A 26153-nucleotide genomic window follows, 5' to 3' on the forward strand; every position below is an offset into this window, starting at 1 on the left:
CTCAGAGCGCGGCCACGCGGCGCCGGTGCCGGGCCACCCGCTCGCGGTTTCCGCACACCTCGCTCGAACACCAGCGGCGCCGTCGCCCGCGCGAGGTGTCGAGATAGAGCAGCCGGCAGTTGTCGCCCTCGCACTGGCGAAGCCGGGCCCGCGCCTCGGGGTCGGTGAGCAGGTCGACGGCGTCCCGGGCGACCACGGCGAGCAGCGCGCCGCATTCGGGGGCGCGGCTCAGGGTGCGGACGAGTCCGCCGTCGGCGCCCCGGATGGCACGTACGCCCGGGGGCGGCGCGGCCGCGAGCGCGTTGACCCGCTCAAGGGCGGCGGGCCCGCAGTCGGTCGGCCCACCCAGCTCGGCATGGACCAACTCGCCTATGCAGCGTCGGAGTTCGATGAATCGGACCGGCCAGTCGCGGCCCAGTCCGGTGAGCGGGGTGCCGCGCGGGACCAGTCCGGCGCGGAGCAGCCACTGGCCCAACTGTGCGGTGCTGTCGAGCTGTTCCCTCTCGTACGCCCCGGTCGCCAGCAGATCCAGACAGATCCGCCCCGAGTCGAACCGCACCATGCGCCTGTCACCGCCTAGGGGTTACCGGTGAGTGCCACCCCCCAGAGTGCCCGCCCCGGGCCTCCCCCGGAACCCCTCCTACCGGGCGGTTGCCGCGCGAGGGAGCCGGCGCCCGCGTCCGCTCCCCCCACAGCGGAGCCGCTCCCTTCGCCGATCGCGCCTCAGAACTCGAAGTGCGGCACCTTGACGCCCTTGGGCAGCTTCACGCTGTTGGAGCAGTCCACGGTCGGCCCGACCTGCATGGTCGCCTGGTTCACCTTGGCGTCTCCGGGCATCACCACGTTCGGCCGGTCGGTCGTCGAGCATTCCTGCGTCTGCTTGATGGTGTAGCTGCCGTTCTTCTTGTCGATGTGAACGGTCTCGGTCTTGTGGATGCAGGTGGTCTCACCCGCGGGGGAGGTCTTGCACTCACCCTTGGGCTTGGGCTGCTCGGCGTGCGCCTGCGTGGCGCCGACGCAGATCACGGCGAGACTTCCGATGAGCCCCGAGACGGTTGCGATCTTCTGCCGACTGAACATGTGCTGCGTTCCTTTGCAATCGAGGCCCGGGCGCCTACGCCATTGATTCGGCGTGCACCCGAGCCTTGGAGGAAATCGAAATACGGGGACCCATCGCCCGACGCGGCTTCAACCGTGTCCGGCGACGGCAGCGGTACAGCCCGGGCGCGCACCCTGGTGGGTTTGTTGCGCGTCCGGGCTGCCCGTGCCATTGAGGGTGTTTTCCGGCGCACCGTCGAGCAGCCCGAGCCGGTCCAGGAGATGGACATTCAGATCGTGCGACTCGCATTGCGATGTTCTGCCGGATATCGATACGCCTTGTGGGGCTCAGTGCGGCGCGGGTTGAGGAATTTCCCGACCCGCGACCGCTGCGGCTACGACCGCAGCTCCCCGAAACGTGCGCACCGAGCTCGGGGAATTTCTTTACTGGCCTTCGCCGTCGTGGTCGCCGTGGTCCCCGTGGTCCCCGTGGTCCCCATCGTGGTCCGGGCCGTGGTCCTGACCGTAGCTGACACCGGCACCGTTCTCCGGGGCGAACACCGGCCCGCTGCCCCGGCCGTGCTCCGGGCCGCCGTCCCAGCCACCGTTGTTGGCCACGGCGTTGGCCTGCGAGGAAGCCACCGCGGTGACCCCACCGTCGTGGGCGAAGCTGACGCCGGCACCGAGGATGGACAGCCCCGCAACCGCTGCGGCTACGGCCGCAGCCCGCTGAAACTTGCGCATAATTCGACTCTTCCTTATCTAGGTGTGAAGCCCTGACCGGACTACTTAATGTGAGCATATACAGACGGAGTGTAGTCATTTGGGATCTTTGGTACTTTCTGTGCGCCGTGTCGGCCATGGCGAGGCGCCCTTCGTCCGCCGCGGACAAGGGAATTGAGGGAGCCGGGTCGTACTCACCCCTCTCCGGTGAAACGACATTTCCCCGGGGGTGAGTCACGGGCAGCGAGGGACGGTCACTCGTTTGCCCGCAGGCCCGGAAACTTTTGCCCGCAGGCCCGGAAAACGGCGGATGGCCGGACCCGGTCGCCCGGTCCGGCCATCCGCCGTCGAAGAGGTGAGGCAGGCGTCGGAAGATTCCGACCTCGCACTCAGCTCAGCAGGCCAAGGGGGTTGACGCCCGGCTCCTCGCCCCTTTCGGGCCCCGGGTTGGTGGGGGAACAGGTCACCTCGGGACCGATCTTCATGTTCCCGCGGTTCAACAGGCCCACCACGGGCAGCGACAGGGGCTCGGTCGGCACACAGCCCTGCGCCTGGCGGAGGATGTACCCCTCGCCCTCGGGCGCGGTGCCGACGATCCGCTGGACGCAGGTGGTGCTTTCCTGGGTGTGGGTACACACCGGCGCCGCCACGGCGTGCGCCTGGGCGGCGCCGGCACAGGTCACGACGAGGCCGCCGAGAAGCCCCGAGACGGCCGCGATCTTCTTCGCACTGAACATGTGATGCGTTTCCTTTTGTGAGGGGCGCCAGGGCGCCGCGAACCGACCGCGCCGGGCCCTGGGCAGGCCGGAGAGCCGGGCTCCAGCGTCCGACCCATGTCCGGGACGTTCGGGTCCGTTTCGCTTACGAAGTGAAGGGCTTGCCTATCGCAGGCACCGTTACTGCAGTCAGCCGCCTCGCGCTCCGGGCGGCCGCACATGAACGGGCCCCCTCGGGGATGACCCCGAAGGGGCCCGCGGAAAGCGTCGGGCTCGCTTACGCCGCCGACCTCACTTGGTGAATGCCTGGTTGAACTGGCCGCAGGTGGTGCCCAAGGTGTCGGAGAGACCGAGCACACTGAGCGGGGTATTGGCCTCGGCCCCCGCCTGCGGGCTGCACTCCTGGTAGGGGCGGTAGTGGTCGTTCTGGTGCACGCCTTCGTGGGCGGAGGCGGTACCGGCGCCGGCGCCGACTGCGGCCAGACCGCCAGCCGCCGCCACTGCTGCGATCATGGCCTGCTGAAACTTACGCATGGAACCTCGGTCCTCCATTGCCTGTACATCGAGGTTGATTGCCCACCGTTACCGGTTGAACACAAACAGTAACGATGCATCTCCCCAGAGGGTGCGCCCTCTCTCCGACAATGACTCTCCGTGGACTCGAACAAGACCGCGTCCTCAAGCTCGACCCGCTGGTGGACCGAGACGTGTCGCTTGACGCCGCCGAATGCCCGGTGGACCGATTGGCTCACATCCGCCGATCACTCAATCCACTCAAAAGTGGTAACACATCATGTTCCGGGTGCCTCCGTTCGCGCTCGCGGCTTTCCCTTGAACGGGTCCGCCCGATCCGGGCTCCAACTGCGAACGGAGACGCCCGTGCGAATCACCGACATCCAGCGTTGCGAGGTCCGGCCCGGACGGCTCGTCGAGTGGGCGCTCAGTCCGGCGACGGTAGCGGCGGCGGCGGACCTTCCGGAGGACCCCCGACCGCCCGCGTATCTCCAGGAGTCGCACATCAGGACCGCCCAATCGGTGCACGAGGACGGCCTGTTCGTGCCGACCTGGATCGGTACGGCATTCGACATCCCGGGCACGGTCGACCTCGACGCGCTGCAGGACGCGCTGCGCAGCTGGACGCTCCGGCACGAGACGCTGCGCAGCGGCTTCCGCTGGGACGGCGACGAGATGCGCCGGTTCACGCTCGACACCGAGGCCGTGTCGCTCCAGCGCGAGGACATCGGCGACTTCCCCGACGCGGAGCAACTCGTCGAGCAGCTGCAGAATCGCTTCGACACCGTGGCGAACGCGCTGCGCTGGCCCAACTTCCTCTACGCGGCCGTCATCAGGGACGACAGCACCAGTGTGTACATCGCCTTCGACCACAGCAACGTCGACTCCTACTCCATCCAGCGCATCCCCGCCGAGGTCCACGAGCTCTACGCCGCGGCCGTCGAGGGCCGCCCCGTGGAGGAGCCGACGGTCGGCAGTTACGTCGACTTCTGCGAGATCGAGCGGGCGGACGCGGACCGGATCGACGGCGGCCACGAGATCGTCGGACGCTGGCGGGAGTTCATCAAGCGGTGCAACGGGAAGCTGCCCAACTTCCCCGTCCCGCTGGGCCTGGAGCCCGGTGGCCCGCTGCCCACGCAGAAGCTCATGCGCGAGATGCTCGTCGACGCGGAGTCCGCCGCCGCGTTCGAGTCGTACTGCCGGCCCTTCGGCGGCAGCCTCGTCGGCATGCTGGCCGCGACCAGCCTCATCGTCAACGAGATCGGCGGACAGCCCGTCTACCGCGCCGTGGTCCCGTTCCACACCCGAGTGAAGTCCAAGTGGTCCAACTCCGTTGGCTGGTACGTCGGCGGTGCGCCCATCGAGGTCCCCATCGACCGGGCGCCCGACTTCCTCAGCGCCCTGAAGGTCGTACGCGCCGAGCTGCAGGCCAACAGGTCGCTGGCGCGCATGCCGCTGGCCCGGGTGCTGCGCCTGCTCGGCTCGGACTTCCGCCCGACCTCGCCCGACCTGTACTCGATCGTCTCGTTCGTCGACGCACGAGGCATCGCGGGTGCGGAGCGCTGGGACGAGCTGGCGGCCTACGGGCTGGTGCGCGTCTCCTACGGCGACCAGGTGTGCATCTGGCTGAACCGGCTCCACGAGGGCTTGTGGTTCACCTGCCGCTACCCCGACACCGACGTCGCGTACAAGAACATGCGGCTGTACACCGAGCGGTTGGGGAACGTCATCCTCGAAGTGGCCCGCGCGCAACGCGCCCGCGAACTCGCACCACATGACCTCGCAGGGTGATCGCTCCGCGGCACCCCAACGCGTCGGCCGCCACCGGCCCGAGCAGCCCGCCCGACTCGCCCCCGACCACACGTCGGGGGCTTCGAGCTGCAACACCACTGGCGCGCGGGCGACTTGACCAAGAAGGCGGCGGACGGCTCACGGCACAAACGCCTCGGCGCCCCGGCCTGTTGCCGGGGCGCCGAGGAAGGGTGTGACTTCTACTTGCTGAACGCGCTGTTGCTGCAGCCCATGCTGGAGCCCATGGAGGTCTGCTGCGAGCCCGCGTTGCCCTCGCCGTTCAGGAGGTTGCCGCCCAGGCCGTTGAGGATGCCGACCTGGCCGAGGATGTCGACGTTGCCGTCATGCGACGTGCAGGTGCTGCTCTGCTTGATGTCGAAGAAATCGCCGCCCCGGCCGCCCTTGCCCCCGTCGGCGTGGGCAGCGCCGGCGGTGAGGAGCCCGATGCTGCCGAGAGCAGCGACCAGGACGGCGGCCTTGCGAAGCTTGTGCATGTCATCTCCGATGGAGTGAAGTGGACTCGATCCGTGACAGATCGACTTCGTGTGGTTACAGAGGTAATACGACGTATCCCCAAAGCACCCGGCGGCGCGCCGAATTCATGAAATCCCTCACCACGTTGGTCGATTGCGGGATATAACCCGCCCCGTGCGCGCCGAGGTTGAACCAGGTCGAGTTCCGCCTTCATTGGTCCAACTCCAGTGTCCATAAGGGCAGTTGACGGACGGCGAATCAACGGACGCCGAACCGATCGTATATTCCGATGAACTCCCACATTCCGCCCCGCAGTTGTGCACTCGAATCGTCCCGGGCGAGAACGAGCCGTCGCGGACGGGAGCAGATGGGAGCGACGGGAACGACGGGAGCGACGGCCGGAACCGTCAACAGCGGGAGCCGGGCGTGGTGACCTTGCCGTTGCCTCGCCGAGGGCCGCAGCGGCGCCCCCACCCGCATCCCCTCACCCGGGCCGCCGCCGCCCCGTCGTCACGCTCAGAGGCCGTCACGCGGGCGCCCGGCGCGCACGGCCGCCCGTTGCCCACCAACGCTTTGCACACGCCCTGATCGGCGAATCCGCACGTCGTCGGGCCCAGCTCCCGCACCCCTGCCGAAGGACCGCTCCGGCACAAAAAAGGGCCCGGCACCGAGCCTTGGACTCGGTGCCGGGACCTGTTCCCGTTTTCGGCCGACTATGTGACCGGACACGTGTTTAGAAGGCGCTGTTGTTGCAGCCCATGCTCGAACCGATGTGGGTGTTCTGGGCACCCGGGTTGCCCTCGCCGTTGAGCGCGTTGCCCAGCAGGCCGTTGAGCAGGCCGACCTGGCCGAGGACGTCGAGGTTCAGGTCGTGCGACTTGCAGTTGCTGCTCTGGCCGATCTTGAACTGGTCGCCGCCCTTGCCGCCGTCGTGCGCCTGGGCCGTGCCAGCGGCCAGCATTCCGAGGCTGCCGAGAGCAGCGACCAGAACGGCGGCCTTGCGAAGCTTGTTCATGTCATCTCCGTTGGAGTGAAGTGGATACGATCCGTGGCAGATCGATTCCTTACGGTCACGGAAATTAATACGAAATACCCCTGAACCGCCCGATGACGCGCCGGGTTCCGCGATGTTGTTCTGGAAGCACTCTGAAGTCGTAATGCCAACCGGCGGGCCCTTCGGCGTCATCCACCACCCATACCTGCGGTCGCACCGCGGTGACCGGCCAGGTCGAAGAGTTCACGAGCCGCAGCCGCGCTTTTGATGGCTCTCGGTTAAGAGCCATCAAACGGCTTGGCGGCAAAAGCCTTAATGCTCCGCGTGGGCGAGGGCGTTCGCCTGGTTGTTGGCCTGGGTGCAGCTGACGCCGTGGGTCTCCGCGCCGGCGAGTACGGCGATGGGGAGATTCGCGTTGAGCAGGTTCTGCGGGCTGCACTCCTGGGACGGGCGGAAGAGGTTGTTCTGGTCCACCGAGCCGCCCGGCACCGGGGCCGTCTGCGGGGAGATCTGGGGGGAGATCAGCGGGTTCAGCTGCGGGTTGACCTGCGGGCTGACCTCAGAGGGCTGCGGCAGGGACATTCCCTGCGGCTGGGTGGGCGTGCTGTAACTGCGCGCGACGGCCTGCGAGGACGAGGAGGCGTGGGCGGTGTCCGGCTGCCCGATCGGGGGCGGAGCAGCGCCGTTGTACGCAACGGGAGCGACGGCGGAGCTGGAGCCGACGCCGATGGCGGACAGCCCGCCGGCTGCTGCGAAGACGAGCGCGACCTGTTGAAACTTGCGCATGGAACCCTCGGCCCTTCGTTGACCTGTGCGTGGAACGTATGGGAATGCGGATGAGCCAGTGCAGCCGTGCCGTTTCCGCTGTCCTGTGCGGCTGCGATGGGCCATCGTCCTGGCCCTGTGCGGAACGAGATGAGTACGGCTCCCGTCACGGGAACCGAGGCGCGGTCACCCATTTGCCGAAGGGTGCGAATCATCATCTGAATCGTCAACACAGGAGTGTCCGGCTCGCACTTGTTCGTGACAGGAGCGGCACGTCCTCACTCGTCCGTGGTGCGGCGGGTGATGGCAAATGGGTGACGGAATTTTGGATCCCGTGACCGGGCCGGAGGAAACGTCGTTGCCAGCAGGGAGAAGGCGGCGACCGCGAATCGGAGAGAGGGCCAACGGGATCCACCGTCGACTCCGGCGTGAAGTCCACAAGGCAGCCCCCATTTCCCCCGCTTGGGCGCAGTGTGAATATCAGACTGAGCGCACGCAAGACTGCACTGAATGCAACGGATTTCCCCTGTACAGGTATTGAAGGGCCGAGGGTTCCATGCGAAAGCTTCACAAGGCCGCGCTCGTAGTAGCAGCGGCCGGCGGTCTGTCCGCCGTCGGCGTCGGCGTCAGCCATGCCGACTCACCCGGGTACGGGTACGGAGGTCCCGGTCCGGCGCCTGGTCCCCAGTACTCGGCACCCGACTACGCGCCGCCGCAGTACGGGCCGCCCCCGCAGTACGCACCCCCGCAGTACCCGCAGTACGGGCCGCCCCCGCAGTACGCAGCCCCGCAGTACCCGCAGTACGGGCCGCCCCCGCAGTACGCGCCACCGCAGTACGCGCCGCCGCCGCAGTACGCACCCCCGCAGTACCAGCCGCCCCGGGCGCAGGCCACGTCGGTGTCCAGCGCGTCGAGCACGACGCAGTACTCAAACCAGCAGCCGTACGCCCAGCCGCTGATGGCTCCCCCGGCGGCGCCGCCGCAGGCGGCCGCCTACGCCCAGTCGACGGGTGTCGCACAGGCCGGGCCGCAGCCGCAGATCATGCCGCAGGCGGCGCCGCAGGTCACTCCGCAGGTCGCCCCCCAGGTCGCCATGCCCCAGGTCTTCAACCCGGAGCCCGCGCCTCGTGTCGCCCCGCAGGTGAACCCGCAGGTGAACCCCACGGTGAACCCGCTCATCAACCCGCTGATCGCGCCGGCCAGCGCCCCGCAGGTACCCGGGCTCGGCCTCGGCCAGCTCGCGGCGCCGCCCGTGGGTCAGCTGGGTCTGCCCCGACTCGGCTGATCGCCTCTCCGCGAATCTCCACCGCTCAACTCCATCTGTCGCACACCACATCAGCTCGACCAACGGAGAAGAAATGCGCAAGATCCAGAAGGTCGCCCTCGTCGGCGTCGCCGTCCTCGGCGGCCTCGGCGCCTTCGGCGGCGGCACCGCCTTCGCCCACGGCGAGGAGGGCGCGCACGACACCGACATCATGCAGAACTCCGAGTGCCGCTCGCACGACATGAACATCGATGTCCTCGGCAGCGTCGGCGCCCTCAACGCCCTGCTGGGCAACGGGCTCAACGGCGAAGGCGCCCCGGGCGCGCAGCCCGCCCACCTCGGCTCGGACATGGGCTGCAACAGCAAGGTCGGCTGACAAGCCGCGCCGCACGCCTTCCGTCAAGGCCCTGCCCTCGTCCTGTTCTTCGCGGTCCCGCACGAGGGCCACTGGCCTCCGGGCCCGGCGCGACTCCCACCCCCCGGCGAGCGGATGGCCCGGGGTGGTGTCACCGGGCCCGGAGGCGCAGGGGGAGATGGCTCCTGGCGCATCGCCGGCCGTTGGACCCGGCGCCGCAGGCACAGTCCGGGGCCGGGCGCAGCCGGTTGGCCGCCCGCCCATCACTCGGGCCGAGCCGCCGCGTACCGAGTACGACGCCGGTTCAGAATGCGCCCCCGTCGCCACCAGCTCCGGCGTTCCTTCCGCGCGGCGCCGCCGACCCGCGTTCGACGCGCGAACCCGGCGGACCGGCCAGGGTGGTTGAAGGGCACGGGGTCCCGGGACGACGAGCGTTCCGGGACCTCTTGTGACTTCCCTCAACCGCCCGGTTCAACGACCGGACACAGTCCCCGTCACCGTGCTCGTCCCGCCCAACGAGCCGAAACGATACGCCAGTTGAAGCTCCGGGCCGGCCCGATGGATCTTGGCTGAAAACACCCTGGGGCAAAACCCTGTAATACGTCTCGGAATTTCATCGACCAGGGACTGTAATCCGATATACAGGAGGGTTTCAGCGGCCCACATTCCCCCGAATGTACGACGCCTCGCGCCGCGTGATGCTCGTTAGGCGATCGTGACTTTGAAGGAAAAGAACGCAGAAAAGGCCCGTCCGCTCCTCTCGCACCAGGAAGACTCTGGGGAGCCGGGAGGTCTCATGCACTGCTCGGACCTGCTTGAGGAGTTCCTCGCGACCATCGGCCGGATGGAGAGTGAATACATGCAGGCCGCGACGGCGGGATGGCCGGCCCAGGGCTCGCACTCCGGCTGAGACAACCCCCACCCGCGCACGGAGAAGCAAGTGATCGAAAGGATTCGGAATGAGAGCCGATTATGATGCGGTAGACCAATATCCTGATTACACCCAGCCGATCGACGTGCAGCACATGTGGCGCACGCCAGATCCGGAGACCCCGTCGGAAGTCTGGGATCCGGACGAGGAACTGGCCCGGATCCTGCAGCCGACGCACAGCGTGGATCCGGTGCCTCCCCCTTTGGACGGCGACAGGCACTCGCACCGCCAGGTCAGCCGGCGGCGGCCTCGGTCAGGATTTCACGTCCTCGCCGGAAAACGGAGGATCATCGCCGTCTCGATCCTGATCACAATAATCACCATCTGCGCGGTGACGATACTGACCTGGTCCATCTCTTATTCGTACAATCAGCTGCGCATCATCGCGCTGCTCGGGGCATCGCCGCAGTTGGCGCGCTGGTGGCCGCTGACGGTGTACGGGCCGTGGCTGTTGGCAGGTCTGTCCATCCTGCGGGCATCCGTTCAGCACCGAACCGCCCGGCGGTCCTGGGCGGTGATGCTGATCTCTTCCGGCACTGCGGTGGCCATGTGTATCGGCCAGGCGCCGCATTCCCTCTTCGCGATGGTAGTCGTCGGAATTCCGCCGATCACCGCCCTGGTCTGTTTCCGTGAACTCGTCGGCCAGTTCTCGCCCCGGCCCGGCCCCCGGCACGCCTTCGACATGGTGAACGGACTCAAGAAGAGGCCATAGGCGGTTGAGGCGGCCGTTCGACGAGCACGCCACTTCTGGGCGGACCGTTCGACGAGCACGCCACTCGGCCGGGCCCGCTCAGCCCTCCGCGTACTTCGCGTCCGCCGCCGGGTCGAGCGCGAGCCGGTAGCCGCGCTTCACCACTGTCTGGATGACCCGGGGGGCGCCAAGTGCCGTGCGCAGGCGGGCCATCGCGGTTTCCACGGCGTGTTCGTCCGTGCCCGAGCCGGGCAGTGCGCGAAGGAGTTCGGCGCGGGCCACCACCCAGCCGGGGCGGCGGGCCAGGGCGCGCAGCAGGGCCATGCCGGCCGGAGGGACGGGTTTCAGCTCGCCGTCCACCAGAACCGCGTGGCCGCGGATCTCGACGCGGCGGCCGGCCAGGGGCAACACCCTTGCGCGGGCCGGGAGTTCGGTGCACAGGAGCTGGACGAGAGGGCCCAGCCGGAAGCGCTCGGGGGCCAGCGTGGTCACACCGCGGGCCTGGAGCGGCAACGCGGTGACCGGGCCGACACAGACGGGCAGCACGTCGTCGTGCAGGGCGAGCAGCAGCTCGGCGAGCATGCCGCGCTCCTCGGCCCGGCTCAGGAGCGAGGCCGCGGCCGGGGCGCTGGTGAAGGTGAGCGCGTCCAGGCCGTGCGAGACGGTGGCGTCCAGGAGCCGGTCCAGCGGTGCCAAGTCCTGCGGCGGCAGCCAGCGGTAGACCGGCACCCCGACGACCTCGGCGCCGCCCGCACGCAGCGCCTCCACGAAGCCCGGCAGGGGCTCGCCGTGCAGCTGGATCGCGATGCGGCGGCCCGCGACGCCCTCGGCGAGCAGCCGGTCGAGGACCTCGGCCATCGACTCGGACGAGGGCGACCACTGTTCGGTGAGCCCGGCGGCCCGGACCGCGCCCTTGACCTTGGGCCCGCGGGCGAGGAGTTCGACGCCCTTGAGGGTCTTCAGGAGCGCGTCCCCCATCCCCCAGCCGTCGGCGGCCTCGACCCAGCCGCGGAAACCGATGGCGGTGGTGGCCACCACCGTGTCGGGCACCTTGGCGATCAACTCCTGGGTGGCGGCGAGGAGTTCACTGTCGTCGGCGAGCGGCACGATCCGCAGCGCGGGCGCGTGCAGCACGGCGGCCCCGCGGCGGGTGAGCAGCGCCGCGAGCTCGTCGGCCCGGCGGGCAGCGGTGACGCCGACGGTAAATCCACCGAGGGGCCCGCCCGGACCGTGCGGTGCGGCCGCTTCTGCTTCTGCGGACATGACTCTCCAGGTGGTGCGGGGGCGTCCGAGCCTGCCAACGGGGCGTGACGCCCGGGGTTCACCGTGGTTTCCCGGGTGTTACGTCACCCCCCACCGACAAGGATCACACCTCGGCGTAGGTGGGCGCGGGCACGGCGGCGAGGGGTGTCCGTGCAGCTCGGCGTACGTATACCGCCCAGGTCACGGTGAAGCACGCCGCGTAGCAGGCCAGGAAGGCGGCGAAGGCAGCGGTGCCGGTGCCCGCGGTCTGGAAGGACTGCCGGAAGGCGAGGTTGATGGCGAGCCCGCCGAGTGCGCCGACGGCCCCGACGAACCCCATGGCCGCCCCCGAGAGCCGCCGCCCGTAGGCCGCCGCGTCCTCGCCGGACAGCCCGCGGGCGAGCGCCTTGGCCTGGAAGATGCCGGGGATCATCTTGTACGTGGAGCCGTTGCCGAGCCCGCTGAGTACGAACAGGGCGATGAACCCGGTGAGGAAGACGGGCAGCGACTTCTGGACGGAGGCGTACAGGACGACGCCGGTCGCGGCGGCCATCGCGGCGAAGTTCCACAGGGTGATGCGGGCGCCGCCGTACAGGTCGGCGAGACGGCCGCCGACCGGCCGGATCACGGAGCCGAGCAGCGGCCCGATGAAGGTGAGCGAGGCGGCCTGCAGCGGGGTCCGGCCGAACTGGGTCTGGAGCACGAGGCCGAAGGCGAAGCCGTAGCCGATGAAGGAGCCGAACGTGCCGACGTACAGGAACGCCATGATCCAGGTGTGCGCGTCCCGCAGCGCCTCTTTGGCGGCGCCCGTGTCGTTGCGTACCGGCGCCAGGTTGTCCATGCCCAGCGCCGCGCAGAGCCCGGCGATGACGATCAGCGGGAGGTAGACGGCGAGCACGATGCGCGGGTGGGTGGCTCCGGCGGTCGCGATGACGAGCAGCCCGACGAGCTGCACCACCGGTACGCCGATGTTGCCGCCGCCCGCGTTGAGCCCGAGCGCCCAGCCCTTCTTGCGGAGCGGGAAGAAGGCGTTGATGTTGGTCATCGAAGAGGCGAAGTTGCCCCCGCCGACCCCAGCCAGGGCCGCGACCAGGAGGAACGTGGTGTACGAGGTGCCGGGCTCCATGGCGAGCCAGGCGGCGCCGGCCGGGAGCAGGAGCAGCAGGCAGCTGATGACGCTCCAGTTGCGGCCGCCGAAGCGGGCGACGGCGAAGGTGTAGGGGATCCGGACGAGGGCGCCGACGAGGGTCGCCACCGAGATCAGGAAGAACTTGCCCGCGGGGTCCACTCCGTAGCCGGGGCCCATGAAGAGCACCATCACCGACCACAGGCTCCAGACCGAGAACCCGATGTGTTCGCAGAACACGGACAGGAAGAGGTTGCGCCGGGCGACGCGCTCGCCGGTCTCCCGCCAGAAGGTGTCGTCCTCGGGGTCCCACCGCTCGATCCAACGGCCAGCCATCATGCCTCCACGGTCGCTTCGCTTCACGTGACAGCGACCGTAGGGAGGGAGCATTTCGGCCGCGTGCCGCCGGGTGACCGGGGTGCAACCTTGTCTTCACGGGGTCCGGGCGGCGGCGGTGAGACCGTCGCCGCCCGGGTCCGTCAGGCGGGCCAGAGCCGGGGCCGGCGCTTGGCGGCGACGTCCTCGACCCAGCCGAAGCACAGCACGCACAGGCCGATGAGGACCCAGGTCACGGCGAGTACCGGCCACGAGCTGTTGAGGAACTTGCCCGCGCCCGCGAGCGCGTCGATGCTCCACAGGTCGTCCCAGACGGTGGCGGCGACCAGGATGCACAGGTTGTGCCACAGGTAGACCGTCACGGCCCGCGAGTTGAGCAGGGTGATCAGGCGGTCCCAGCGGCGCAGCGGGGCCGGCCACTGTTCCCACGAGGGGCTGATGTGCAGCAGCAGGAGCACCGCGCCGAGCGACCACAGGGTCTGCGCGAGCGGGATCGAGTCGAGCTCGGTGTCGCCGGTGATCGAGAACCCGCCGCGCACCGCCCACCAGTAGCCGAGCGCCATCACGATGGGGGCGAGCGAGGGGATCAGGAAGTTCGGCAACTTCCGCGTGACGCCCGCCTGGTGGGCCATGCCGAGGATCCAGCATGCGCCGAAGGTGGCGAAGTCGGTGAGAGCGGAGTCGATGCGCTCGGGCAGCCCCAGGTCCACGAAGTCCACGAGCGCGGCGATCGCGACCGGGGCGAGGATCGTCAGCCACGGCAGGCGCCGCAGCATCGTCCGGAACAGCGGCGAGAGCAGCACGAACCACAGGTAGGCGCGCAGGTACCAGAGCGGTTCGGCCAGGTTGGCGCCCCAGTTGTCGCCCAGTACGTGGTGGATGCCGGGCAGCCCGGCCCCGTACGGCGGGTCGCTCAGCGGGACCACCCAGAACAGCAGGTGCCCCCACCACCAGGCGGGGTGCCCGTCGGAGTCGGGGCCCCAGCCCTGGGCGAGCATGCCGGTGATGCCGACCGCGCCGAGCAGCCACATCGGCGGCAGCAGCCGGCGCAGGCGGCCCCGTACGACCTGGACGGCGGGCCGCTTCAGGGAGCGGGCCATCAGGTTTCCGGCGAGCGCGAACATCACGCCCATGGACGGGAAGGCGAGCGGCAGCCAGGCCCAGCCCATCAGGTGGTAGAGCACCACCCGGAACAGGGCGAGGGCGCGCAGGAAATCGAAGTACCGGTCGCGCACGGGCGCCCGGGGCGCCGGGGCGGCGGGGGTGGCCGCCGCTCCCGGAACTTCCACGTACGAGGTCATCCCGCCGCCGCCTTCCGTGCGGCCGGGTTGCCCGGCGCCTCGACCACGCCGGTGCGGCGCAGCTTCTGCCAGCGCAGTCGGCCGCCGGTCACCGCGGTGATCCAGGACTGGAGCAGCACGACGTACATCAACTGCCGGTACAGGACCTGCTGGAGGGGCAGCGAGAGCAGGTGTGTGAGCTTCTCCTTGTCGAGCCGGAAGGCGTAGGCCGCGCACACCGCCTGGATCATGAGCACGACGAGCCAGGCCACGATGGTCTGCTCGGTCTTGCCGAAGACGATTCCGTACAGGAGGAAGATGTCGATCAGCGGGGCGAGCAGCGGGGCCACCACCATGAACAGGGCGACGAGCGGCAGTCCGATGCGGCCGAAGCGGCCCGAGGCGCCGCGGTCCTTGATGGCGCCGCGGTGCTTCCAGATCGCCTGCATGGTGCCGTACGACCAGCGGTAGCGCTGCGACCAGAGCTGCTGGACGGATTCGGGGGCCTCGGTCCAGGCGCGGGCGTTCTCGCTGTAGACCACGCGCCAGCCGTCGCGGTGGATGGCCATGGTGATGTCGGTGTCCTCGGCGAGGGTGTCCTCGCTCATGCCGCCGACCCGTTCCAGGGCCTGGCGGCGGAAGGCGCCGACCGCGCCGGGGATGGTGGGCATGATGCCCATCAGGTCGTACATGCGGCGGTCGAGGTTGAAGCCCATCACGTACTCGATGTGCTGCCAGGCGCCGATGAGCGAGTCGCGGTTGCCGACCTTGGCGTTGCCCGCGACGGCGCCGACGCGCAGGTTGCCGAAGGGCTGCACCAGTTCGCGGACGGTGGACGGTTCGAAGACGGTGTCGCCGTCCATCATCACGACGAGCTCGTAACGGGCGTGCGCGATCCCGTTGTTGAGGGCGGCGGGCTTGCCGGCGTTCTCCTGGCGCACCACGCGTACGTTGGGATAGCCGAGCGCCTCGACGATGTCGGCGGTCCCGTCGCTCGAACCGTCGTCGATGACGATCACTTCGATCGGATGATCGCTCGCCATGAGCGAACGAACAGTGTTGGCGATGCATTCGCGTTCGTTGTACGCGGGCACCAGGACCGAGACCGGTTCGGTGACCGGCGGGCCCCATTGGAAGTCCTTCTTGCGCACCTTGCGGGCGTGCACGAAGGACAGCACCAGCATCAGCCCGAAGCGGGCGAAGACCAGCACGCCGACGACCGCGAGGCCGGCGACCAGGAAGTCGGTGGTGTGCTCGGCGACCTGGACGGCGCCGACGAAGGCCTCGCCCTTCCACAGGTCCATGCCCTTGACCGGGGTCAGCGCGCTGGGCGCGCCGAGCGCGGTGGTGAGGTTGACGAAGGTGTAGCCCGACTCCTGCATGTCCGGCAGGAACTTGTCGAGCGCGGCCACGGTCTGCGAGCGGTCGCCGCCGAAGTCGTGCATCAGGACGATGGCGCCCTTGTCGTCCTCCGGAGTGGCGTTGTGGATGATCTTCTTGACGCCGGGCCGCTGCCAGTCCTCACTGTCGGTGGAGTCGAGCGCCACGACGTAGCCCTTGCTGCCGACGTACTGGACGACCGGCCAGGTGTCGTTGTCCATGGCGTCGGCGAACGAGGAGTACGGCGGCCGGAACAGCGAGCTGTGCACGCCCGCGGCGCCCGCGAGCGCGAGCTGGTTCTCGGAGAGCTCGCGGTCGATGCGCGACTTCGACTGGTAGGACAGGTCGGGGTGGTTGAAGGTGTGCAGGCCCACCTCGTGCCCCTCGGCCACCATGCGCTTGATGAGGTCCGGGTAGCGCGAGGCGTTGGTTCCGGTCACGAAGAAGACGGCGTGCGCGTGGTACTTCTTCAGCTCGTCCAGGACCTTCGGCGTCCAGGTGGGGTCCGGGCCGTCGTCGAAGGTGATGACGATCTTGTGGTCCGGTATCTGCAGGCTGACCGGCTTGGCGGCGTTGCGCGCGTCGATGACCGGCCCGCCGTCGATGATCTTCTCGGGCACCTTGTCGGTGGGTGCGGGGTCGCGTACGCGGTGGTCCGCCTGGATCTCGCTGTGCACATAGCCGCGCAGCATCAGCATCGCGACGAGCGCGACGAGCAGCAGCAGCGGCAGCAGATAGCGCATGGGCAGCCGCTTGCGTCGCGCTGGCCGCGGCTTGGCCTTGGTGGTTCTCATGGCAGGTGTCGTTACGCCTTCGGGCCGGTACGCCGTGGTGGCCGTACGGGGTTGGTGCCAAGCGCTCCGCGGGATGTGGAGCGCGTCTAGTGCGGGCCGGTGGGCTGAGTGCCTGTGTCTAAACCCCGTCGCGGGCCCGGGCGGGGTTTAGACACAGGCTCTGCCTTCACCAAGACCGCTCAGGGCGCCGTCCGGACCACTGCGGGCGGGCCGGGACGGCGGTGCTCAGGCGCCGGTCTTGCCGACGGAGGGGGCGGCTGCCCGCGTGACCGGCTTGTGCGAGGTGCCGGGACGCGGGGAGACCTTGGTGTCGACCGGGCTGTGGCCCGTGACGGGGGTGGCGCCGTGCGAGGACTTGGAGGACTTCGGCGAGGGCGCCTTGGAGGCGCTGTGCACGGGGACCACGGCCTTCTTCGAGGGCGACGCCTTCGGCTGCGGGGCCTCCGAGGCGGTCGCCTTGGGCGGCGCCGTCACGGCGTCGGCCTTGTCGGGGAGGTTGAGACCGGGGGCGCGGGCGCTGCCGCCGAGCAGCGAGCCGACGAGCGCCACGGCGAAGCCGGTGGCGGCGAGCCCGAAGAGCCAGCCGAGCCAGCGCAGCTTCTTGCCGCGCTTCCCGCTGACGTCGACGAACACGGCCTGCTCGGCCGAGGCCGCCCGCAGCGGCTTGAAGATCGGGATCTTCTGGGTCATGGACCGCGAAACGGGCTCGGGATCGGGGTTGGCCAACTGTCGTGTGGGCGCGGTCGCGAGCGGATCGGGCCTGGCCGCCCGCGGATCGGGCTTGATCAGCTGCGGATCGGTCCTGACCGCCTTCGGTTCAGGCTTGACCAACCGCGGATCGGGCTTGGTCAGCCGCCGCGTGGGCGTGGTCAACTCCTCGGCGAACACGCCGAGTTGCATCGTCTGGTCGCGCGGCGGCTGGTCACCCACCGGGTGGCCGGGGCGGGGCTGTCCGCCCGGCCCGTTGGATATCCGACTGTCCATGTTCGTACGCACTCCCTGAAATGTGTTTCGCGGGTTGCGCGCACGACTCCCGGGCGCCACCATCCGGAACGGGGAAACCCCACCCGTTCCGAGCGCCCCCATATCCCGCCGCACCCGGGCGATGAATGTAGCGCACGTGGCTGTGGACATGTATTCACGTATCGCGCGATGTTCGCCTTCGGCGGGCCACATGCGGGGCATCAGCCGCCATCAGGGACATGTCGGGCTCCGGCAGCCAGCTCTCGGCGGGCTTCTCCAGCCAGCCGCGCGCCGCCGAGGCTTCGTTGGCGACCCGCCGCAGTACGTCCACGCCGGGATGTGAGAGCCCCTTGCGCCACACCAACGACACCGGCGCCAGCGGTACGGGTCCGGTCAGCGGGCGCACGACCATGCCGGGCACGTCCATGAACTCGGTGCTGGCCAGGACCGACCAGCCCTGCTTGCGCACCACCCGGACGAACTCCTCCTCCCCCGCGATCTCCGGGAACGGCGCCGCCATCTCGATGCCACGCCCCGCGAAGAGCCGGTCCGCCAGGTCGGTCCACTCGGCGGTGGCCGGATTTCCGGCCGCCGCGTACAGCGTCTCGCCGGCCAGCGCGTCCAACGGCACCTCGGCAAGCCCCGCGAGCCGGTGCTCCCGATCGAGCAGCACCGCCATCCGCTCGTAGCGCACCGGCTGGTGGCCGAGCCCCGCGAGCACCGCCGGGTCGAGCCCGGCCGCCCGGCCGAAGGACACGTCGAGCCGCCCGGCCAGGATCTCGGCGGCCGCGCCGGTGAGCCCGCTGATGAACCGGGCCACGAACTCGACGCCGGGCGCCTGTTCGCGGGCCTCGGCGAGCACCCGCGCCCCGGTGCCGACGGGCGCCGAAACGTCCACGAGCAGCGGCCGCGCGGACCCTGCGCCCGCCCACGCGGCACGCAGCTCGTCGTGGGCGGCGAGCACCTTGCGGGCGTACGGCAGCAGCCGCGCCCCGTCCGCCGTGAGTGCGACGGCCCGGGTGGTCCGCACGAAGAGCTCGGCGCCCAACTCCCGCTCCAGGCGCCGGACATCGCGGCTCAGCGCCTGCTGGGCGACGAACAGACGGGCGGCGGCGCGGGTGAAGTGCAGTTCGTCGGCGACGGCGGCGAACGAGCGAAGGAGCCGCGGGTCCAGGTCGTGGGGCACGAGGGGGAAGTCAACAACATCAAGGGCGTTGACAACAAGGGTGCGTGAATGGGCCCTGATCAGGTGTTGGACCCCATCACCAGGGCGCCGCAAGGATCGGGGCATGCCGCAAACGACCCCGCTCGCCCGCCGCCCGAACCCGTACATACGCCTCTTCCGCACCCCTGGCGCCCGTGCCTTCACGCTCGGCAACCTCGTCGCCCGGCTCCCCATGGGCATGTTCAGCGTCAGCGCCGTGATCATGATCGCGGGCGCGCGCGGCTCGTACGCCCTCGCAGGCGCCGTCACCGCCACCGGCCTCGCCGCGACCGCGCTCGTCGCCCCGTGGACGGCCCGGCTCGTCGACCGGCACGGCCAGGCCCGAATTGCCCTACCGGCAACGGCAGTTGCGGTCTGCGGCTCGCTGGTCCTGCTCCTTTGCGTGCACTTCGGCGCCCCGGACTGGACCCTGTTCGCCGCGTACGCCGCGACCGCCACCACCCCCAACACCGGCGGCATGTCCCGCGCCCGCTGGGCCCACCTGCACCGCGATGATCCGGCCGCCCTGCACACCGCCAACTCCTTGGAGCAGGCCGCCGACGAGCTCTGCTTCATGCTCGGCCCGGTCGCCGCGGCCTTCCTCTGCTCGGCACTGTTCCCCGAGGCCGGCACGCTGGTCGGCACGGTCCTGCTGATGACGGGCATGCTGCTCTTCACCGCCCAGCGCGCGACCGAGCCGCCCGCCGCACCCCGTACGCCTGCCGCCAAATCCCCCTTGAGGGCAAGGGGGTTCGCCCCGCTGCTCGCGGTCTTCCTCGCCACCGGCGTGGTGTTCGGCTCCCTGGAGGTCGTCACCATCGCGTACGCCGACGGGCTGGGCCACCCCTCAGCGGCGGGCGGGGTGCTCGCCCTCCAGGCGGCCGGATCGTGCGTCGCCGGACTCCTGTACGGGACAGTGCGCCCGGCCCGGGACATGTCCGGGCGGCTCGTCGGCTGCGTCGGGGCCATGACGGTACTGATGTGTCTGCCGCTGCTCACGGCGCGGACCGGCGGCTCGCTCGCGGCGCTCGCGGCGGCCCTGTTGTGCGCGGGCGCCGCCACCGCGCCCACCATGGTCACCGGCATGACGCTGGTCCAGCGCCGCACCCCCGAGGGCCAGTTGAACGAGGGCATGACCCTCGCCGTCACCGCGATCCTCGGCGGCATCGCGGTGGGCTCGGCCACCGGCGGCCAGGTCATCGAGCAAGCGGGCGCGGACATGGGCTACTTGGTCCCGGTCTGCGCGGCGGCCGTCGCCCTGGTGGTGAGCGTGGCCGGATCCGGACGGTACGCTGCACCGCCCCGCCGGTAAGCGGGACGTCCCCCTCCGCTTGAGCATGACCACGTATCAGGAAGGCCCATCCCCATGGCCATGAAGAAGTCGACCATCCAGCAGCAGGTCGCCGAGGCGATCGCGCAGGCCAACCCGCAGGACCGCCCGCTCGTCATGATCCAGGCGGTGGCGGGCCCCAGCGTCTGGCTGATGAGCATGCTCGGCCTCATAGGCCAGTGCTTCCTGACCTACTACTTCATCACCGTGACCCAGCAGGCCGTGCTCCTGCACCGGGCCAGCCGCTGGAACAACCGGCCGCAGGAGATCGTCACCGCGATCCCGCCGGCCGAGGCGATGCGGATGATCAGCGACGTACGGCGGAACACCCTGTGGAGCTCGTTCCGCTGCCAGCTGCCGGGGCAGCCGAAGCCGACCCGCATGAACGTGCACCGCCTGTGGCGCAACGAGATGGACCAGCTCCTCGGCATGCTGACCGGCCAGCCGGTCGCCTGACCCGGCCCCGGACACGACAAAGGCCCCGCTGTCGAAACAGCGGGGCCCTCGCCTACATGGGAATTGTGGAGATGGCGGGAATCGAACCCGCGTCCAACGGTGCAAAAACAGGGCTTCTCCGTGTGCAGTTCGCTGCGATTTTCTCGGCCCCGGCAATCACGCGAACAAGTCGCCGACGGGCCCAGCCACTGTTTGATTTCCTTCTAAACCCCGTGACCGGGTCTAGAAGTTTAGTTCCCTAGCTGATGCCAGGATCCGGGTCGGGAACAGCCCCGGGCTGACACTTCGCAAGTCGCTACTTAGGCAGCGAGGGCGAAGGAATCGCGCTTGGTGTTGGCGATTATTGTTTGCGACATATGGTTTACGAGATCATTGCCGCTTCCTCGACACGCTTCCCCTGCTTCGACATCCGCTGTCGAAACCGATCATCCCCATGTGGTGTTTTCAAAAGGCGCCCCTGCGGTGAGGGACTGATGCCATCGTACGTGACCAACGCCCGAGGGTGCCAGCCTATTCCGCGCGGGCCCCGGCGCGGGTCTAGCGCAGGCTCGCCCGCTCCTTGCGCTTGACCGCCGAGATGGCCCGGTCCGTCTCGCGCCGGTCCTGCTTCTCGCGCAGCGTCTGCCGCTTGTCGTACTCCTTCTTGCCCTTGGCCAGCGCGATCTCGATCTTGGCCCGGCCGTCCTTGAAGTACAGGGCGAGGGGCACGATCGTGTGGCCCGACTCCCCCGACTTCGACTCCAGCTTGTCGATCTCGACCCGGTGCAGGAGCAGCTTCCGCTTGCGCCGCGCGCTGTGGTTGGTCCAGGTGCCCTGCGCGTACTCCGGCACGTGCACGTTGTGCAGCCAGGCCTCGCCGCCGTCGATCTGGACGAACCCGTCGACCAGCGAGGCGCGGCCCTGGCGCAGCGACTTCACCTCGGTGCCGGTGAGCACGAGACCGCACTCGTAGGTGTCGATGATGAGGTAGTCGTGCCGTGCCTTCTTGTTCTGCGCGACCAGCTTGCGCTTGCTGTCCTTCTCTTTGTCCTTGCCCGTGTTCTTAGCCATAGTGCAGCCATTTTCGCACCCTGGCGCAACAGGTTTAAGACGTGCCGCCCAGACCGCTCAGGACGGTCTCCGCGTGTTCGAGGGGGCGGTCGGTGACCGGAAGGTCGGGGGTGATGCCCTTGCCGTCGAGGCCGTGGCCCGAGGGCGTGCGGTAGTGGCCGACGGTCAGCTCGGCGACCGAGCCGCCCGCGAGGCCGGTCGGCATCTGGACCGACCCCTTGCCGAAGGTGCGCGAGCCGACGGTGACCGCGCGGCCGCGGTCCTGGAGTGCGCCGGTGAGGAGTTCGGCCGCGCTCATGGTGCCGCCGTCGATCAGCACGACCAGGGGTCTCGCGCCGTCCCCGTCGCCGGCCGCGTACAGGGCCTGCTGCTTGCCGTGCACGTCGTACGTGGCGACCAGGCCGCCGTCGAGGAAGGCGGAGGCGGCGGTGACGGCCTCGCCGACCAAGCCGCCGCTGTTGCCCCGCAGGTCGAGCAGGATCCCGGCGTCCTTGGGGGCCTGGCGCACCGCGGCGCCGACCCGCTCGCCCGACCCCTTGGTGAAGGCCGTCACCTTGATCATGACGACCTTGGCGGAGAGCTTTTCGACGGCCACGTCCTGGGTGTCGAGGACCGCCCGGTCCAGCGTCTGCTGCCAGCTGCGCGAGCCGCGCTGGAGGCCGACGACGACCTTGCTGCCCGCCGCGTCGCCGCGGAGCCGCGAGACGGCCTCGGTGACGGGCTGCCCGTCGGCGGACCAGTGGTCGATGCTGCGCAGGAAATCGCCGGGTTGGACGCCGGCGCGGGCGGCGGGGCCGCCGGTCTGCACCCGGGTCACCTGGATACGGCCGTCGGCGGTGCGCACGACCCAGAGGCCGACGCCGGTGTAGCGGCCGTCGAGGGCGTCCGTGTACTGCGCGTACTGGTCCTTGTCGTACACCGCTCCCCAGCGGTCCCCGCTGCGGCCCACGGCCTCCTCGGCGGCGCGGGTGGCGGACTTGCCGTCGGCCTGCGCCTCGGCGGCCGCCCGGGTCACGTCCTCGGCGGTGCGGTCGCCCCTGCGGGTGGTGTGTCCCGCGCGCGGGTCGAGCGGGGCCGCCGCGGTCCCGGCCGCCAATGCGGGTGGTCTCTGCTCGACACGCGGCAGGCAGTTGGTGGCTGCCGCCGTCACCAGGACGCTCGCGAAGACCAATGCCAGAGCCGCCCCGCGGCGCACGCCGCGGGGCCTGGGACAGAGCTCCGGGCCCGACATGGCGCCGAGTCTAGGACAAACGTCGGGCGCCGTAGGGGCTGTTGCTCCTACGGCGCCCGGGGCGCATGTCACACGCGGGGTTCGGACAGGGCTCAGACCTTGAGGTACTTGCGCAGCGCGAAGAAGGCCGCGAGCGCGGGCATCAGGACGCTCGCCGCGAGCACCAGAGGCAGCTTGGCCAACACCGCGTCCCAGCCGATGAAGTTGATGAGGTTCAGCTTGTGCGCCAGGTCGAGCCCGTGGTCGATCATGAAGTAGCGGCCGACGACCAGGAAGCCCGCGGCGGCCACGCCGCCCATCAGCCCGGCGAAGGCGGCCTCCATGATGAACGGCGCCTGGATGTAGAAGCTGGAGGCGCCGACCAGGCGCATGATCCCCGTTTCGCGCCGCCTGCTGAAGGCCGAGACGCGCACGGTGTTGACGATCAGCATCAGCGCGACGATCAGCATCACGAACATGACCAGCATCGCCGCCACGTTCATGCCGTTGAGCAGCCCGAAGAGGTTCTCCAGGATGCCCTTCTGGTCCTGCACGGACTGGACGCCGTCGCGGCCGGCGAAGGCGGTGGCGACCACGGCGAACTTCTCCGGGTCCTTGAGCTTGACCCGGAACGACTCCTGCATCTGGTCCGGGGTGATGGAACCTGCCATCGGGGAGCTGCCGAACTGCTCCTTGTAGTGCTTGAACGCCTCGTCGGCCGACTCGTACGACACCGTCTGGACGACGTCCAGCTTCTTGAGGTCGGCCTCGATGTCCTTCTTCTGCTGGGCGGTCACCGCGCCCTTGGCGCACTTGGCGACGCTCTCGGCGTCGGCTTTGTTGCAGAGGAAGATGGAGACGTTGACCTTGTCGTACCAGTAGCCCTTCATGTTGTTGACCTGGTCCCGCATCAGCAGCGAACCGCCGAACAGGGCCAGCGAGAGGGCGACGGAGACGACGACGGCGATCGTCATGGTCAGGTTGCGGCGGAGACCTACCCCGATCTCCGAGAGAACGAACTGAGCGCGCATGGCGACGATTTCAGCCTTTCAGTGCTCGACGAGTGCTCTACGGCGCTCAGTGCTGGTAGCCGTAGACGCCGCGCGCCTGGTCTCGTACGAGACGGCCGGACTCCAGCTCGATGACGCGCTTGCGCATCTGGTCGACGATGTTCTGGTCGTGGGTCGCCATGATTACGGTGGTGCCGGTCCGGTTGATCCGGTCGAGCAGCTTCATGATGCCGACGGAGGTCTGCGGGTCGAGGTTGCCGGTCGGCTCGTCCGCGATGAGCAGCATGGGCCGGTTCACGAAGGCGCGGGCGATGGCCACGCGCTGCTGCTCACCGCCGGAGAGCTCACCGGGCCTGCGGTCCTCCTTGCCGCCGAGCCCGACGAGGTCGAGCACCTGCGGCACGGCCTTGCGGATCTCGCCGCGCGGCTTTCCGATGACCTCCTGGGCGAACGCGACGTTCTCCGCGACGGTCTTGTTGGGGAGCAGCCGGAAGTCCTGGAAGACGGTGCCCAGTTGGCGCCGCATGTGCGGCACCTTCCAGTTGGAGAGCCGGGCCAGATCCTTGCCGAGCACGTGGACCTGCCCGTGGCTGGCGCGCTCTTCGCGCAGGACGAGTCTCAGGAAGGTCGACTTCCCGGAACCGGAGGAGCCGACGAGGAAGACGAACTCCCCCTTCTCGATGTCGAGGGAGACTTCCCGCAGGGCTGGTCGGTTCTGCTTGGGATAGGTCTTGGAGACATTGTCGAATCGGATCACGGGTGCACCACGGTCGGCCGGGGGTATAGGTGTGCGTGACCTTACGCGAACGGAAGGAGCCCGCGCAGGCCGCGTCCGGGGATGCACCTTATGTCCCTCGGGTTACGGGGGCGGGACCGGGATGAATCAGGCGGGGCGCGCCGAAACGCGCGGGAGCTGGCACAGTGGTAGGGGGAACGGTTGCGTTTCCCTGAGCGTTGAGCGGAGAGATAGCGGTTTGACAGCTGTATGCGCCGGCTCCGCCGCGCGGGAGGAGGAGAGCGCATGACCTATGACCGATTGGTGTGCGCCAACTGCGCGGCGCCCGTGAGCGAGGGCCGCTGCCGCGTCTGCCGGGCGAACCGGGAGCGCCTGCAGCAGGAGAGCCAGTGGGGGGCCCTGAGCCCCGCGGCGCTGGTGACCCTGCTGATCGTCCTGATAGGGGCCTTTGCCCTGCTGGCCCACCAGACCGTCTGATCCGCCGGTCCGTACGCGAAGAGGGCCCCGGGTGCTTGATGGCACCCGGGGCCCTCTTGTGCGTCAGCTAGCGCTTACGCAACGTTACGGCCGCCCGCGAGGCGCGGCATGAAGCGGAAGCCGATGCCACCCGCGATCATGGTCGCGGCGCCGACCAGCAGGAAGGTGGTCCCGCCCGCACCGGTGGCGGCGAGCTCCTCCTTCTGCTTGCCCTGCTCGACCGGCTGCGACCCGACGGTGTCGGGGTTGGTGCCGGTGTTGCCGGTGGAGCCCGTGGTGCCGGTGGAGCCCGTGGTGCCGGTGGAACCGGTCGAGCCCGTGGAACCGGTGCTGCCCGTGGAGCCCGTCGAACCGGTGGAACCGGTGCTGCCCGAGGTACCGGAGATGGTGGAACCGGTGCTGCCGGTCGAACCCGTCGAACCGGTGGAGCCCGTGCTGCCGGTGGAACCGGTCGAGCCCGTGGAACCGGTGCTGCCCGTGGAGCCCGTCGAACCGGTGGAACCGGTCGAACCGGTGCTGCCCGAGGTACCGGAGGTGGTGGAACCGGTGCTGCCCGAAGTCGTCGACCCCGTGCTGCCCGACGTGGTGGAGCCCGTGGTGCCGGTGGTGCCCGAGGTCGTCGACCCCGTGGTGCCCGTGGTGCCCGAGGTCGTGGACCCCGTAGTGCCCGTGGTGCCCGAGGTCGTGGACCCCGTAGTGCCCGTGGTGCCCGAGGTGCCCGAGGTCGTCGACCCCGTGGTGCCCTCGGAGGTGGTGGAACCGGTCGTACCCGAAGAGGTGGTCGAACCGGTCGTGCCCTCGGAGGTCGTGGAACCGGTCGAACCGTCGGTGGTCGAACCGGTCGTCTGGCCGCCCGTGGTGTCGCACAGCGGCGTACCCGGGATGCAGGGCTCGTCGTAGGTGCTCTTGGCCTTGCCGTCGTTGGAGTCGAAGCCGACGGCCTGGGCCGCCCCCGCGGCGGTCAGGGACGCGCCGGCGGCAATCACCGCACCGGCTGCTATCCGCGCGACGCGGACCCGCGTGTTCTTGGTCATCTGCCTGCTACCCCCAGTAGCTGTCTCGTCGTGGAGCAGCGCCCGGGGCGGCAACGCCGGGGAGAGCGAATTGGGCCCCTCCCCCGTCACACACGCCCCAGAAATACGCATGCCGCGCGTTAGCTTTGCCAGTTTTAAAGATGACGTCAAGGTCGTTGCGCACGCAATGCCCGAAATCGCCCTACTTGCCGGGCGTACGGGAATACGACTGTGACAGAAGGCCGGAACTGACGCCCTTCACAAGAGAGTTCGGATGTCGACAAAGCGCCG

The 26153-nt window shown here is 69.5% G+C and carries 26 protein-coding genes and 1 other RNA gene; 7 read left to right on the plus strand and 20 right to left on the minus strand.

Translation table 11 applies throughout. From position 1 onward, the window contains the following. Position 1: 1 nt before the first annotated feature. The 5 genes from ADK54_RS20995 to ADK54_RS21015 form a co-directional block, all read right to left on the minus strand. The gene (locus ADK54_RS20995; RefSeq protein WP_053727206.1) at positions 2–562 is read right to left on the minus strand and encodes a CGNR zinc finger domain-containing protein; all 561 of its coding nucleotides are present in this window, start codon (positions 560–562) and stop codon (positions 2–4) included. A 161-nt stretch (positions 563–723) separates the two neighbouring features. Next, positions 724–1080 (minus strand): hypothetical protein, encoded by a 357-nt coding sequence (locus ADK54_RS21000; RefSeq protein ID WP_053727207.1) that lies wholly within the window; start codon positions 1078–1080, stop codon positions 724–726. A gap of 402 nt (positions 1081–1482) precedes the next feature. Further along, positions 1483–1782 (minus strand): hypothetical protein, encoded by a 300-nt coding sequence (locus tag ADK54_RS21005; RefSeq protein ID WP_053727208.1) that lies wholly within the window; start codon positions 1780–1782, stop codon positions 1483–1485. Between the two features lie 368 nt (positions 1783–2150). Then, entirely contained in the window at positions 2151–2498 is a 348-nt protein-coding gene (locus ADK54_RS21010; protein WP_053727209.1) for a hypothetical protein, read from the minus strand. 270 nt (positions 2499–2768) lie between these two features. Next, the gene (locus tag ADK54_RS21015; protein WP_053727210.1) at positions 2769–3011 is read right to left on the minus strand and encodes a hypothetical protein; all 243 of its coding nucleotides are present in this window, start codon (positions 3009–3011) and stop codon (positions 2769–2771) included. Between the two features lie 345 nt (positions 3012–3356). Here ADK54_RS21015 and ADK54_RS21020 point away from each other — a divergent pair, with 345 nt between their 5' ends. Further along, positions 3357–4781, plus strand: a complete 1425-nt coding sequence (locus ADK54_RS21020; protein ID WP_053727211.1) for a condensation domain-containing protein — start codon at positions 3357–3359, stop codon at positions 4779–4781. A 200-nt stretch (positions 4782–4981) separates the two neighbouring features. On the opposite strand, the gene ADK54_RS21025 is transcribed toward ADK54_RS21020, so the two are convergent. From ADK54_RS21025 to ADK54_RS21035, 3 genes are all read right to left on the minus strand, one after another. Further along, the gene (locus tag ADK54_RS21025) at positions 4982–5275 is read right to left on the minus strand and encodes a hypothetical protein (protein WP_053727212.1); all 294 of its coding nucleotides are present in this window, start codon (positions 5273–5275) and stop codon (positions 4982–4984) included. A gap of 713 nt (positions 5276–5988) precedes the next feature. Continuing rightward, positions 5989–6270: a hypothetical protein gene (locus ADK54_RS21030; RefSeq protein ID WP_053727213.1), complete on the minus strand. Its 282-nt coding sequence runs from the start codon at positions 6268–6270 to the stop codon at positions 5989–5991. Between the two features lie 291 nt (positions 6271–6561). Beyond that, a complete protein-coding gene (locus tag ADK54_RS21035) occupies positions 6562–7035 on the minus strand; it encodes a hypothetical protein (protein ID WP_053727214.1) in 474 nt (157 codons plus the stop codon). A 535-nt stretch (positions 7036–7570) separates the two neighbouring features. Here ADK54_RS21035 and ADK54_RS45015 point away from each other — a divergent pair. The 3 genes from ADK54_RS45015 to ADK54_RS21050 all read left to right on the plus strand — a co-directional run bounded on the left by ADK54_RS45015 (position 7571) and on the right by ADK54_RS21050 (position 10276). Next, positions 7571–8299, plus strand: a complete 729-nt coding sequence (locus ADK54_RS45015; protein ID WP_053727215.1) for a hypothetical protein — start codon at positions 7571–7573, stop codon at positions 8297–8299. A 73-nt stretch (positions 8300–8372) separates the two neighbouring features. Further along, positions 8373–8654, plus strand: coding sequence for a hypothetical protein (locus tag ADK54_RS21045; RefSeq protein ID WP_053727216.1), 282 nt, complete (start codon positions 8373–8375; stop codon positions 8652–8654). A 938-nt stretch (positions 8655–9592) separates the two neighbouring features. Further along, positions 9593–10276: a DUF2637 domain-containing protein gene (locus ADK54_RS21050; RefSeq protein WP_053727217.1), complete on the plus strand. Its 684-nt coding sequence runs from the start codon at positions 9593–9595 to the stop codon at positions 10274–10276. Between the two features lie 78 nt (positions 10277–10354). Here the strand turns inward: ADK54_RS21050 and ADK54_RS21055 are convergent, their stop codons facing one another. The 6 genes from ADK54_RS21055 to ADK54_RS21080 all read right to left on the minus strand — a co-directional run bounded on the left by ADK54_RS21055 (position 10355) and on the right by ADK54_RS21080 (position 18562). Next, positions 10355–11518, minus strand: coding sequence for a uroporphyrinogen-III synthase (locus tag ADK54_RS21055; RefSeq protein WP_053727218.1), 1164 nt, complete (start codon positions 11516–11518; stop codon positions 10355–10357). A 103-nt stretch (positions 11519–11621) separates the two neighbouring features. Continuing rightward, complete coding sequence (locus ADK54_RS21060) at positions 11622–12959, minus strand: MFS transporter (RefSeq protein ID WP_053727219.1); 1338 nt, start codon at positions 12957–12959, stop codon at positions 11622–11624. A gap of 143 nt (positions 12960–13102) precedes the next feature. Beyond that, positions 13103–14260: an acyltransferase family protein gene (locus tag ADK54_RS21065; RefSeq protein ID WP_053727220.1), complete on the minus strand. Its 1158-nt coding sequence runs from the start codon at positions 14258–14260 to the stop codon at positions 13103–13105. After that, complete coding sequence (locus ADK54_RS21070; RefSeq protein ID WP_053727261.1) at positions 14257–16362, minus strand: bifunctional polysaccharide deacetylase/glycosyltransferase family 2 protein; 2106 nt, start codon at positions 16360–16362, stop codon at positions 14257–14259. Before ADK54_RS21070 ends, ADK54_RS21065 begins: the two co-directional genes overlap by 4 nt. A gap of 276 nt (positions 16363–16638) precedes the next feature. Continuing rightward, on the minus strand, positions 16639–17397 hold the full coding sequence (locus tag ADK54_RS21075; protein ID WP_159047856.1) for a hypothetical protein: 759 nt from the start codon (positions 17395–17397) through the stop codon (positions 16639–16641). A gap of 154 nt (positions 17398–17551) precedes the next feature. Beyond that, positions 17552–18562, minus strand: coding sequence for a LysR family transcriptional regulator (locus tag ADK54_RS21080; protein WP_053727222.1), 1011 nt, complete (start codon positions 18560–18562; stop codon positions 17552–17554). A gap of 103 nt (positions 18563–18665) precedes the next feature. Here ADK54_RS21080 and ADK54_RS21085 point away from each other — a divergent pair, with 103 nt between their 5' ends. Together ADK54_RS21085 and ADK54_RS21090 are read left to right on the plus strand one after the other, a co-directional pair. Continuing rightward, positions 18666–19892 (plus strand): MFS transporter, encoded by a 1227-nt coding sequence (locus tag ADK54_RS21085; protein WP_053727223.1) that lies wholly within the window; start codon positions 18666–18668, stop codon positions 19890–19892. A gap of 54 nt (positions 19893–19946) precedes the next feature. Then, on the plus strand, positions 19947–20366 hold the full coding sequence (locus ADK54_RS21090) for a hypothetical protein (RefSeq protein WP_053727224.1): 420 nt from the start codon (positions 19947–19949) through the stop codon (positions 20364–20366). A gap of 63 nt (positions 20367–20429) precedes the next feature. Here the strand turns inward: ADK54_RS21090 and ssrA are convergent. The 5 genes from ssrA to ftsE form a co-directional block, all read right to left on the minus strand. Further along, positions 20430–20799: a transfer-messenger RNA gene (gene ssrA / locus ADK54_RS42690) on the minus strand. Positions 20800–20903: 104 nt separating this feature from the next. Then, entirely contained in the window at positions 20904–21416 is a 513-nt protein-coding gene (gene smpB, locus ADK54_RS21095; protein WP_053727225.1) for an SsrA-binding protein SmpB, read from the minus strand. 34 nt (positions 21417–21450) lie between these two features. Further along, entirely contained in the window at positions 21451–22647 is a 1197-nt protein-coding gene (locus tag ADK54_RS21100; RefSeq protein WP_053727226.1) for a S41 family peptidase, read from the minus strand. Positions 22648–22739: 92 nt separating this feature from the next. Next, the gene (gene ftsX, locus ADK54_RS21105) at positions 22740–23657 is read right to left on the minus strand and encodes a permease-like cell division protein FtsX (RefSeq protein ID WP_053727227.1); all 918 of its coding nucleotides are present in this window, start codon (positions 23655–23657) and stop codon (positions 22740–22742) included. 46 nt (positions 23658–23703) lie between these two features. After that, entirely contained in the window at positions 23704–24393 is a 690-nt protein-coding gene (gene ftsE / locus ADK54_RS21110; protein WP_053727228.1) for a cell division ATP-binding protein FtsE, read from the minus strand. Positions 24394–24657: 264 nt separating this feature from the next. Here ftsE and ADK54_RS21115 point away from each other — a divergent pair, with 264 nt between their 5' ends. Continuing rightward, positions 24658–24849, plus strand: a complete 192-nt coding sequence (locus tag ADK54_RS21115) for a hypothetical protein (RefSeq protein WP_053727229.1) — start codon at positions 24658–24660, stop codon at positions 24847–24849. Between the two features lie 74 nt (positions 24850–24923). Here the strand turns inward: ADK54_RS21115 and ADK54_RS43660 are convergent, their stop codons facing one another. Continuing rightward, positions 24924–25883: a hypothetical protein gene (locus tag ADK54_RS43660; protein ID WP_078966514.1), complete on the minus strand. Its 960-nt coding sequence runs from the start codon at positions 25881–25883 to the stop codon at positions 24924–24926. Between the last annotated feature and the right edge of the window lie 270 nt (positions 25884–26153).

It is taken from the genome of Streptomyces sp. WM6378 (assembly GCF_001279695.1).
Taxonomy (GTDB): Bacteria; Actinomycetota; Actinomycetes; order Streptomycetales; family Streptomycetaceae; genus Streptomyces.